Consider the following 11,078-nt stretch of genomic DNA (forward strand, 5'->3'; position numbering starts at 1 on the left):
GGCGTTATAGTTCTCTTGACGATTGCATGCCATGCTCGCGGCAATAAAAAGCGAATTTCTTACTGGTTTTAGAAAGAGGTGCCAGGACATGAATTTAAGGAAGAAGGTTCTGGCTCTCAGTGCAATTCTTGCAATCGTAGCTCCGCAGGCGGAAGCCGCCGCGATCTTTCGCGAATTCAACTATTATACCGTAAGCGGCAAAACGGCAGCAGACCTCGACAGGGCTCTTTCCCGTAATGGACCCTTCCTCAAGAAGACTGGCCAGCATCACCCAGGCGCCGCCGAAATCCGTTTCGATGCCAAGGTACGTTATGGCCGCGCGCCTGGAAAAGCCTGCAAAGTGCAAGACGTTTACGTGAACGTTCACGCAAAGGTTTCCCTGCCTCGCTGGAAACAGCGCCGCAAGGCAACGCCGGAACTCGCGCTGATCTGGGATACGTTGTTGCAGGACATTCGCCGTCACGAAGAAAGCCACATCGTCATCGCGCGCAGCTTTGCAAGCGAGATGGAACGGGAAATACGCGGACTGCGCAGCCGCACAGATTGTTCTGTGCTTCGCACTGACATCGACAAAGTCACTGCACGCCTTATGGAAGCGCATGACAAGGAACAGCAAAGGTTTGACCGGGTTGAGACGATCAATTTCGAAAACCGCTTTGCGCGCTTGCTGACCTATCGCATGGAGCGCGCCCAGCAGACTTCCAAATGAAGCAATTGGACTAGCGCAATTCGCGGCGTATAGCCTGCGTCATCAATGCGGCTTCATGAAACCCTGACAGAATAAGTTTCAGCTTGCCTGGATAGTGGCAGGCATCACCGATAGCGTAGACCTTCGGACTTGAAGTTCTAAAGGTCTCGGGACCCACAGCCAGCATGTTACCTGTCTTAATGAAAGAAAGCTCGGCCAGCGGGTCGGGACGGATGACCTGTCCATCCCCGTTGAACGCACCAAGACCGGATGCAATCACCACTGCACGCGCTTTAAGCTTGTCACCATTGCGAATGCCAACGGCCACGCCGTCGTCATCGACTGCGATGCTGGCCGCGATCTTGTTGAAATGAAAAACGGGATTATACGGCTCGATCTGCCTGAGAAGCCGTTCTACGAGTTCCTCGCCCATGATTTCGGGAAAACCGGGCACGTCGTAAATCGGCTTGTCGGCATAGAGCGCTGTACATTGACCACCGGGCCGATCACTTGCATCGATAAGACGGCACCGGAAACCGAACAGCCCAAGCTGAAAAACGGAGAAAAGTGCGATAGGCCCGCAGCCGATAATGACAATATCATTCTGCGGTTCGACGCCCATCGCATCACCATTTCTTCAACAATTTAGTTCTGGCGCTCAGGCACCTGCACGACGAGGCCTTCAAGGTCATCCGACACCCGGATCTGGCATGAAAGGCGCGAGGTAGGGCGAACTTCATAGGCGAAGTCCAGCATATCCTCTTCCATCGCGTCGGGGCCACCGACAGTGTCGCTCCAGTCTTCATCAACATAGACATGGCAGGTTGCGCAAGCGCAGGCACCGCCGCATTCCGCATCGATGCCCGGAATGCCATTGCGAATGGCAGCTTCCATCACGCTTGACCCGTTATCGGCCTCGACCTCGGTCCGTGTCGCGCCATCAGCTGATACGAATACGATCTTCGTCATTTTCATTCCTTGAAACACGCAAATTCCGCGCGATCTTCATCTTTGGCGTTCGTCGCCGTCCCGACGAAAAACGCAAATAAACTCGGAATGGCAGATACGGCGTTCTGCAAATAGTTTCAACCTTGACCGCACCCAAGCAGGCAACTGCGCCAATATGCCGTGCGTCGGTTGAGAGCTTGGCACCTGCCAAACCTGCCAGTTGCGCCCGAAACCGGAAAACTCTTCCTTGTCGTCTGCGTAAAGTGCATCATATGATGTGACTGAGAGAGAATGAGGAATGACGGAAAGAATCCCGCTCCCGGCTCATACAACTATAAAATGATAATTACGACTCAGGACACTCTATACGAGCATTTTTGTTAATAAACTCGTAGAGTATTGTCGGTTGAAGGAAACAGCCTCGGCCGATTTCCACAACTTGCTGGTAAATGTGGAAAGCCCGGAAATGTCGAATTTTCATGAATTGAGCCGCGTTCCGTTAACCTTGTATTTAAAGTTTTAGGTATCGGCAGAAGTCGCCTATTTCCTTAACAAGCCCGAGCCGATACGATGCAAAATGGCGGAGAAAGTTTTGTAACGGCCTTTTTATGGTCCGGCCGTCGCAGTAATGAGTACGAGGTAGGCAAACAATGGCTTCCAAATCCAAGGCACAGAAGCTCGACCTTGAGGTTGAAAAGGCACTGGAACAGGCACTCGATATCGATTTCGGTGACGATCTTGATATCGATATGGACTTGAGTGCATTCGATGATGGCTTCTCAGTCGATGATCTGGAAGAGCAGATTTCGCGCGCTGCTGAAGAGCTGGTTGCCGAACAGAAGACCAAAACAGTCGAGCCGACTGCCGTCTCTCCTGTCGAAACTGCTGCAAAAGTAGCCACCATTACCACTGCTTCAGTGATTGCAACGCCTGCAGCGCCTCCGGTCCCGCCGGTCGTAAAAGCTGCCGGACCAGTTTCGCAAGCTACAGTCAGCGTTCAGCACAAGCCTGCCAACACATCGAAGGTCGCAACGCCTGCACCTGAACCTGTTGTCAGCAAGCCTGTTGCCGCTGCGCCTGTTGCGACCGCCGCCAACGTTGCATCCCCTACCTTCACGCCGGCAAACGATGATTCCCGCAGTGAAAAAGCGATTATCGCCGCTCCGCGCCGCGCGACCGAAAACTCCTCGAAGCTTTTCTGGACCACAACTGCAATCAGCGTGCTATGGGCCGCTGGCGGCGTTGCACTGAGCAAGGCCATCAATCCCGATGTCTTCTCGACCTTGCAGGCCACCAAGGATTTCTTCACTTCACCTGCCGGTCTCGGCGTCGTCGCAGGCGTTGCACTGCCAGTCGCAATGTTCTGGGGTTTCGCGCAACTCGTGAAGCGTGCGCAGGAAATGCATACGGCAGCGCGCAGCATGTCGGAAGCTGCCATGCGGCTGCTCCAGCCGGAAGCTGTATCCGGTGATCGCGTTTCGACCCTTGGACAGGCTGTGCGCCGCGAAGTCGCCGCCATGAACGAAGGCATCGAACGCACTTTGGCGCGGGCCGTCGAGTTGGAAACGCTCGTTCAGTCGGAAGTCAATCAGCTTGAACGCGCCTATAGCGACAATGAAGTTCGTATCCGTTCGCTCGTTAGCGATCTCGGTAACGAACGCGAAGCGGTTGTCAGCCATGCCGAGCGTGTGCGTTCATCGATCTCTGGAGCGCATGAACAGCTTAAGGAAGAACTTTCGAGTGCTTCCAACATCATCCGCGACAATGTTCTCTCTGCATCGCAGCAGTTGAGCACCCTGCTCGGTGAATCCGGCGAGCGCCTGATCGGCAGCATCAACGAAAGCGGCGGCGCCATTGCCGAAGCCATCGAAACCCGTACCGGCGACATTGGCTCACGCATCACGACTTCGGGTGAAGCCTTCGCAAATCTGCTCGATACACGCATTGCAACACTGGATGAGCAGTCGCGCACAGTATCGGACCGCCTGACGGAAGCTCTGGACGAACGCACAACCGGCATTGCCAATCTGCTGGGCGGTGCAACGCAGTCCATGGTCAGCGAATTCGACACGCGTCTTGCCAACCTCGAAAGCACCCTTTCCGAGCGTGGCCGGTCGCTTCTATCCGAGTTCGAAGCGCGCGCGCATGCCCTCGACAGCAGCACTGAAAAGCTCAATGCAGCGCTCGAAACCCGTTCGCGCCAGATCAACGAAAACCTCATCGCGCGTACTCGTGAAATCGCGGAAACCTTCTCCAGCGGTCGTACGTCTCTGAGCACGATGATTGACGAAACCAAGACGAAGATCGGCGAAGATCTGACCTCTATCGGTGAAAGCGTTGGCAATATTCTCGGCGAAAAGGCCAATGCCTTTGCAGGCAAGCTTGCTGAAAGCCGCGACGTACTTGCTGCGTCACTGGAAGGCGAAACGGAACGCGTTTCCTCTGTCATCCGCGGCCATGCCGATACGCTTGCTGCACGCACGAGCGACATCGAAAATGCGGTCAATGCCAGTGCCTCTACCCTCAACTCGGTTGCCGACAATCATGCGGCAATTCTGGAAGAGCGGACAAACGCACTGCGCCAGACGATGGAAAGCCACTCAGCATTGCTCGATACGAGCTTTGCAGACCACGCCCGCTCTCTGGAAGAACGAGCGACCACGCTTCACGGCGTCATCGCTGGCAATCAGGCCATGCTTGCTCAACTGATGGATGAGCGTGCTGCTGCAATGCGCGATAACTTCAACGAAAACCGTGAAGTGCTTGCCCGCACCTTCGATGAACGCGTGAATTCGCTGCAGGCGCTTATCGCTGATAATCAGGACACGCTCGCACGCATTCTCGATGAACGCGCAAGCAGCATGAATGAATCCATTGGTGCTGGTCGCGACGCATTCGTCGCCGCCCTTGGCGAACACGTCCGTCAGGTCGAAGAGCGCACGAGTGGCCTCCACACTGTCCTGAACGATCACAACAATGCCCTCTCCGGCATTCTGGACGGACACGAACGCACTATTGAAACCCGTGCTACCGAAATCCGCTCGACTTTGAGCGACAGCACAGCATCACTGAGCCAGACGCTGCAGGATCACAGCGACATTCTGGAACAGCGCACAACCAACCTGCACAATGCAATTGCCGACAGCAGCTCGACCATCAGCCGCGCTTTCGAAGGCCAGACAGGCATTATCGAAGAACGCACACAGACGATGGAAAAAGCGCTCACCATCGGCGTCGACAATGTTCGTCGTGCGCTCGAACAGAGCGCTGGCATTGTTGCTGGCACGCTGCGTGAGAAGATTGGTGAAGCCGCGAGCACGCTTTCCGCTGAAGCAGCGAAGGCTGGTGAAGCGCTGGACGGTTTCGGCGAAGCATTCAGCGCCCGCCTGATCGACAACCTGTCTGGCACTGAGGCCCGTCTCGGCGACCGCGCCGATGCGATTGCCGGTCGTCTTGGCGAGATCGAAAGCCGCCTTACCGGCGAGCTCGGCTCGATCGAAGCCCGCATTGCGAACACGGCAAGCAGGACGAGCGAAACACTTGCTGGCCATAGCGAAGCCTTTGCTGCGAGCGTTGCCGACAATCTGGCTGGCACCGAAACACGCCTCAACGAACGCGCCAGCGCCATCGCCAGCGGTCTTGAAGCAATCGAAAGCCGCCTCACCGGCGAACTTAGCTCGATTGAGGCCCGGATCGCAGATACGGCATCCAAGACGAGCGAAACACTTGCCGGTCATAGCGAATCCTTCTCAGCCAGCGTTGCCGACAATCTCGCCGGTACCGAAACGCGCCTTGCAGAACGCGCAGATGCGATTGCAACCCGTCTCGGTGACATCGGTTCGCGCATCACGATGGAACTCGGCTCCGTCGAGGCACGTATCGCACAGGTAACCGACACGACGGCGGTTACGCTGGAAGAACGTACGCGCGAACTCAACGCCGTTCTCGCTGCCCGCTCTCAGGAAATCACCAAGATTCTCAACGATACGGCGGAACCGCTTGTACAGCGGCTTGCTGATAGCGGTCGTGGACTTGCACAGCAGCTTGAAGAAGCAACCCACGCTGCAACCGATAGGCTTCGTTCGGAAAATGCCGCTCTGGTCAATGCCCTTGCAAGCCGCACAGCGGAAACGATTGCCGCCGTTCAGCAGGCCAAGGCCGGTCTTTCCGACAATGTCAGCGAACTGATCGACCGCCTTGCTATGTCAAACGGTGAACTGGGCAAGCTGATAGATGCTGCAACACGCAATCTCACCGATATCGACGGTCGCCTTGTCGACACAACGTCGAGCTTTGTTGAGAACACCAATCGCGCGGCACAGATGTTCCAGGCTTCCACCGGTCTGATAGACGGCAATATCGGCACCTTGCGTGCCATCTCCGACAGCACGCTGTCGCAGATTGCAGACATCGCCGACCGCTTCGAAGAGCATGGAAAGGTTCTCTCTTCGGCTTCTGACATGATCAACACAGCCCAGAACGGCCTTGTCAGCACGCTTGAAGATCGCCATCAGGCACTCGACAAGCTGGCATCCGGTCTGGTCGAGAAGTCGGAAGGCGTAGAAAAGCTGATGCAGTCCTTCGAAGAGCTGGTGTCTTCTGCATTCCAGCGCGCCGAAGGCCAGACCCGTTCGTCTGCCGAAAAGATGCGCGAAAGCGTTTCGGAAATCGTCGAGCAGGCTGCACTGAAATTCTCTGCGGCAACCGACGATATCCGTCGCACGGCAAGCGAAATCCGCAACGAGCTCAACACGACCCGTGGCGAACTGAAGCGCGGCGTTCTCGACATGCCTGCCGAAGCCAAGGAAACCACGACTGCGATGCGCAAGGCTGTTAGCGAGCAGATCAACGCGCTCAAGGAATTGGCTGAAATCGTCAACAAATCCGGTCGTCTGGTCGATGTCGGCGAAAGCCGTGCAGATCGTCCGGTTTCGCGCCCGGCACCGGTAGCACCTCGCCCAGCTCCGGTTCAGGCGCCGGTAGCACAGGCAGATGTTGCAATCCGCCAGCGCGCCTATGATGCGCCGAAAATTCAGCTGGCTCCGACAGCCACGCAAGAAGAAAAGCCACGTGGATGGGTCTCAGATCTTCTCGCTCGCGCTTCCCGTGAGGAAGAAGAAGCAGCACAGCCAAAGGCTCAGCCGGCCGCGACGCCTCGTTCGCCAAGCCATGTCGTTGAATCGCTGAATTCGCTTTCGGTTGATATCGCCCGCGCTATCGACCACGAAGCTTCGGTAGAACTTTGGGACCGTTATCGCCGCGGTGAGCGTAACGTCTTTACTCGCCGTCTCTATACGCTGAAGGGTCAGCAGACCTTTGACGATATCAAGCGTAAGTACCAGACGGATGGTGAATTCCGCCGCGCCGTTGACCGCTATATGGACGACTTCCAGCGTCTGCTTGAAGATGTAGCTCGCAACGACCGTGACAACATGGTGACGCGGACTTACCTCACCTCGGACACTGGCAAGGTCTACACCATGCTTGCCCACGCAAGCGGTCGCCTTCGCTAAGACCAGAACTCAAAGAAAATGCGGCCTTCGGGCCGCGTTTTTGTTCGTCTGGCAGAGATTACAACGGTTGGTTCCGTTCAAGAAAAAAGGTCGGCGCAACACGCCGACCTTTTTATTATTCTTATCTTGCCTCGGTTTAAAGCGCTGTCACTGTCCAGCTTACGATCTCGCTTGCAGTCCGTTCAAAGGCCGCATCGAGCGCCTTCACATAGGCTGCATTTGTTGCACCGCTCACAGGAATAGCCGTACGGAACACACGGGTTGCACGGACTTCACCATTCTTGTCGTTCATCAGCTTGACGGCCAGTTCAACCACGGCGAGCTTAGGCGACGCATAGGCCTGAATTCCGAACATACGCAAATCAGTCAGGATCTGATAATTGATCGCCAGCCCATCTCCCGGACGACCAATTCCGCCAAACACGCCCGTATTTTCATAAGCCTGAACCAGACGTGACTGCACGATATTCGTCAGCCTGTCGCCCCATTGGGCGCCCTTCAGATATTCAATGGAGCCAGGTGCAGAGCTGACGACGATATTCTCGCTATCGAGCGCCTTTAGGGCCGTTGGTGTCGGAACCAGCAACTGTGTGCTCTTACGGCTTGGCGAAGATATGCCAGGTTGCGGTGCCGACAGATTGAACGTGTCAAGCGGTGTTGTCGTCCCGCAGCCAGCAAGGAGCAGGCCAATAAGAACAGGAACTGTGCGACGAGCGGCGCGAGGTGATCTCATCTCAATATGACTGACTCTGGAAATCAATGGCGTGTCCTCCCGTCATATTTCGGTACATTCCCCTGACCGCCGAAGATCAGGCGCTGGGGATTGCGCTCAAGATCAGTAATTGCCTGTTCTATGCGCTGTATGGAACGACGGCTGTCCACGACGACGGACTGCACATCACGCAATCCTTGTCCGGAAAACCGCTGCAGATTGTCTGCAATCGGCCCCAAACGCTTGTCGAGGTTGTCAGACGTTTGGCGGATGGATTCCAGCGTTGCCTTTGCTTGTGCAACAACCCCATCCTTGTCATCACTCGACAAGAGCTTGTCCGTCTTAGCCAGAATGTCATCGACGCGAACGGAAGCCGCGTTCAAGCGAGCCATCATGTCTTTTGCGTCAGTGACGATCTGGTTGATGTTTCCGGTGTTCTCGCCAAGCTCCTGAATGATATTGGCATTCTGCGCGAGTGCGTCTGTAAAAGTCTTCGTGTTATTGATTGTATCCGTCAGTGGTCCACGAGCATCCTTCACGAAGCCTTCCAGTTGACCGAGCACCGAATTTGCGCGTGCAGCGATATCCTGCGCGGTGGCAAGAAGATTGTTGACGGCTGACGGGTCGGCATCAATACGGGCAACAGTATCTTCTTTCGCAGCCTCGGTCAGAAGATTAGGCTCATCGAGGCGACCGCCCTTAAGTTCGATATAAGCCTGCCCCGTCAGCCCCTGAAAACCAAGGGTTGCTGCGGTTGAGCGGGTAATAGGCGTCGTCGCGTTAACGCGCGTTTTGACGATCACCATTTCTGGATTGGTCTCATCGAGATGCAACGCCCGAACATCGCCGACCTTGATGCCGTTGAACAGGACCTGACTTCCAATCGAAAGGCCGGTAACGGAACCCGGGATACGAACATCAAGCTCCAGAGAATCGCGCGCTTCCCCAAAACGGGCAATCCAGAACACGAATGCGAAAGCCAACAGGCTGACGATCAGCGTAAAGACACCCACCAGAACATAATTGGCTTTAGTTTCCATATCTTATCCAGTCTGCAAGCGGCTGCCGGGCCGCCGTCTCGTTGGCGCCGATGGATCAATCTGGCGCGCACGCTTGCCCCGAAAATAGGATTTAACCCACGGATCGTCTACCGTCAGCATGTCTTCAATAGTACCGCTGACGAGTACCTTCTTGTTTCCAAGAACAGCAATCCGGTCGCAAATTGCAAAAAGACTATCGAGATCATGAGTGACCATATAGACGGTCAGACCCATCGTATCCCGCAGATTGGCAATCAGGTCGTCAAACTCTGCAGCACCAATAGGATCGAGACCCGACGTCGGCTCATCAAGAAACAGAATATCCGGGTCCAGTGCCAGAGCACGCGCGAGCGCGGCACGCTTGATCATGCCGCCGGAAAGTTCTGACGGAAACTTTTCTGCCGTATCAGGCTTCAAACCGACAAGATCGATTTTAAGGCGCGCCAGCTCGTCCATCAGTTTCGGTGACAGATCGAGATATTCGCGCATAGGGACCTGAATATTTTCAAGAACATTCAGTGCCGAAAACAGCGCCCCGTGCTGGAACAAGACGCCCATACGCATGTCGATGGACATTTTTTCCAGCTCATTCAGCTTATCGATATTGCGACCGAGAATCTCGATCTCACCCGACTGTTTCTTGTTGAGGCCGAGAATGGTCCGCATCAGCACGGATTTGCCGGATCCGGAAGGGCCGATGAAGCCCAGAACCTCACCCTGGTAAATCTCAAGCGACAACTTGTCGAGTACGGTCTGACGCCCAAACGAAACCGTCACGTCGCGCACCGAGATCATCGGTACGGCCGTCTGGCGATTATCTTCGTCCTGCGGTTGCGACCGGTGGTCGATGCCGTTCTTCATAACCATTCTTTAACCGAGCTTGGCTTCGGACTGAACCGCTGAACACGATTGAGGGGTCAATTTTCTGTGCAACTGTGTCTCAAAGAACCCATTAAAAACAAAGAACATAAGTCGTTTCTAAAAATTAATTGCCGCATAGAACATTGCGAACAAACCATCCACGACAATAACCACAAAAATTGCCTTCACAACGGAAGCAGTGACACGGCGACCCAGTGATTCTGCACTGCCACCGACCTTCATACCCTCTACCGAGGCGAGAATTCCGATAATCATGGCCATGAACGGAGCCTTGATAAGACCAGCAAAATAAGTGTTCAAAGCAACCGCATCATGCAGGCGGCTGATGAAAGCATCCGGCGAAATATTGGAATAGAACCAGGCGACGCCACCTGCCCCGACCAGCGCTGCCAGGTCGGAAATGATAGTCAGCAATGGCAGCACTACAACCAGCGCTACCAGACGGGGAAAGACCAGAACGCCCACCGGATTGAGGCCGATAACCGTCAGGGCATCCGTCTCCTCGCGCATTTTCATGGAACCGATTTCGGCTGTGATCGCACTGCCAGAACGACCGGCGATCATGATGGCTGTCAGAAGAACTCCAAGTTCACGCAGCACCAGAATGCCGACCAGATCGACGACAAAGATTTCAGCACCGAAATAGCGCAACTGAAATGCGCCCTGCTGGGCGATGATCGCGCCAACGATCGTCGACATCAGAATGATGATGGGAATCGCGCCGACGCCCATGCGATCCATCTGCGTAACGATGGCAGCAATGGGAATGCCGCTCCCGCGTCCATATTTCAGCTGGGCTCCACGGATCGTCGCCCCAAGGATATGCATGGCCATCTTGAAGTCGTTACCCATAGAGATAACGCCACCGCCAAGCGCGGACAGAAACGAAACGAAAAAGAACGGCTTTTTCTGGCGTGGAATATCCAGAGTGCGCTCGACAGCCTGCCTCACTTCCTCCATCAGAGGAAGCCAGGATTGACGCACGCCTTCAAGCTGCGCGTCTGCGCTCTTTGCAACAAGCCGCTGCCGCAAGCGTTCAATCAGCCAGGCACCCGCCGTATCAAGACCGGATACGCCAGAAACATCAATAACTGTCGCTTTGTGCGCGTCCGCTTTCTCAAGGTCACGCATCTTGTCGTCGACAAGATTGACACTCTGCGACACCCAGCGACCGCTCAGCCGAATATGGCGTGCACCGTCCTGCTCCGTCAGATCAATCTTCGGCGCAGGATTATCGGTAGCTCTTGCTTTGTCGGCAGTGTCGGTCAACATGGCCTACCTCATATACGAGTCGT

8 protein-coding genes are annotated in these 11,078 nt (G+C 55.2%); 2 read left to right on the plus strand and 6 right to left on the minus strand.

Annotated features, from left to right (window positions below; translation table 11 throughout):
* The first annotated feature begins 88 nt into the window (after positions 1 to 88).
* A complete protein-coding gene (locus F9K91_RS18180; RefSeq protein ID WP_151554910.1) occupies positions 89 to 709 on the plus strand; it encodes a DUF922 domain-containing Zn-dependent protease in 621 nt (206 codons plus the stop codon).
* A 10-nt stretch (positions 710 to 719) separates the two neighbouring features.
* Here F9K91_RS18180 and F9K91_RS18185 read toward each other — a convergent pair whose 3' ends face one another.
* On the minus strand, positions 720 to 1,310 hold the full coding sequence (locus tag F9K91_RS18185; protein WP_151554909.1) for an NAD(P)/FAD-dependent oxidoreductase: 591 nt from the start codon (positions 1,308 to 1,310) through the stop codon (positions 720 to 722).
* A 23-nt stretch (positions 1,311 to 1,333) separates the two neighbouring features.
* Positions 1,334 to 1,657, minus strand: a complete 324-nt coding sequence (locus F9K91_RS18190; RefSeq protein ID WP_061346270.1) for a 2Fe-2S iron-sulfur cluster-binding protein — start codon at positions 1,655 to 1,657, stop codon at positions 1,334 to 1,336.
* 629 nt (positions 1,658 to 2,286) lie between these two features.
* Between F9K91_RS18190 and F9K91_RS18195 the strand changes: the two genes are divergently transcribed.
* Complete coding sequence (locus tag F9K91_RS18195; protein ID WP_151678378.1) at positions 2,287 to 7,149, plus strand: apolipoprotein A-IV repeat region-like domain-containing protein; 4,863 nt, start codon at positions 2,287 to 2,289, stop codon at positions 7,147 to 7,149.
* A gap of 136 nt (positions 7,150 to 7,285) precedes the next feature.
* Here the strand turns inward: F9K91_RS18195 and F9K91_RS18200 are convergent, their stop codons facing one another.
* The 4 genes from F9K91_RS18200 to F9K91_RS18215 all read right to left on the minus strand — a co-directional run bounded on the left by F9K91_RS18200 (position 7,286) and on the right by F9K91_RS18215 (position 11,055).
* Positions 7,286 to 7,882 (minus strand): ABC-type transport auxiliary lipoprotein family protein, encoded by a 597-nt coding sequence (locus tag F9K91_RS18200; protein WP_407922021.1) that lies wholly within the window; start codon positions 7,880 to 7,882, stop codon positions 7,286 to 7,288.
* Between the two features lie 23 nt (positions 7,883 to 7,905).
* Positions 7,906 to 8,901 (minus strand): MlaD family protein, encoded by a 996-nt coding sequence (locus tag F9K91_RS18205; RefSeq protein WP_061346267.1) that lies wholly within the window; start codon positions 8,899 to 8,901, stop codon positions 7,906 to 7,908.
* Between the two features lie 3 nt (positions 8,902 to 8,904).
* Positions 8,905 to 9,768 (minus strand): ABC transporter ATP-binding protein, encoded by an 864-nt coding sequence (locus F9K91_RS18210; RefSeq protein WP_151554906.1) that lies wholly within the window; start codon positions 9,766 to 9,768, stop codon positions 8,905 to 8,907.
* A gap of 111 nt (positions 9,769 to 9,879) precedes the next feature.
* The gene (locus F9K91_RS18215) at positions 9,880 to 11,055 is read right to left on the minus strand and encodes an ABC transporter permease (protein WP_151678379.1); all 1,176 of its coding nucleotides are present in this window, start codon (positions 11,053 to 11,055) and stop codon (positions 9,880 to 9,882) included.
* Positions 11,056 to 11,078 lie beyond the last annotated feature (23 nt).

It is taken from the genome of Brucella tritici, from assembly GCF_008932295.1.
GTDB lineage: Bacteria > Pseudomonadota > Alphaproteobacteria > Rhizobiales > Rhizobiaceae > Brucella > Brucella tritici.

Excerpts from the sequence above, each read along its gene's own strand:
- F9K91_RS18215 (WP_151678379.1), bottom strand. The coding sequence starts at position 11,055 with ATGTTGACCGACACTGCCGACAAAGCAAGAGCTACCGATAATCCTGCG.
- F9K91_RS18195 (WP_151678378.1), top strand. The coding sequence starts at position 2,287 with ATGGCTTCCAAATCCAAGGCACAGAAGCTCGACCTTGAGGTTGAAAAG.
- F9K91_RS18180 (WP_151554910.1), top strand. The coding sequence starts at position 89 with ATGAATTTAAGGAAGAAGGTTCTGGCTCTCAGTGCAATTCTTGCAATC.
- F9K91_RS18190 (WP_061346270.1), bottom strand. The coding sequence starts at position 1,657 with ATGACGAAGATCGTATTCGTATCAGCTGATGGCGCGACACGGACCGAG.
- F9K91_RS18200 (WP_407922021.1), bottom strand. The coding sequence starts at position 7,882 with ATGAGATCACCTCGCGCCGCTCGTCGCACAGTTCCTGTTCTTATTGGC.
- F9K91_RS18205 (WP_061346267.1), bottom strand. The coding sequence starts at position 8,901 with ATGGAAACTAAAGCCAATTATGTTCTGGTGGGTGTCTTTACGCTGATC.
- F9K91_RS18185 (WP_151554909.1), bottom strand. The coding sequence starts at position 1,310 with ATGGGCGTCGAACCGCAGAATGATATTGTCATTATCGGCTGCGGGCCT.
- F9K91_RS18210 (WP_151554906.1), bottom strand. The coding sequence starts at position 9,768 with ATGGTTATGAAGAACGGCATCGACCACCGGTCGCAACCGCAGGACGAA.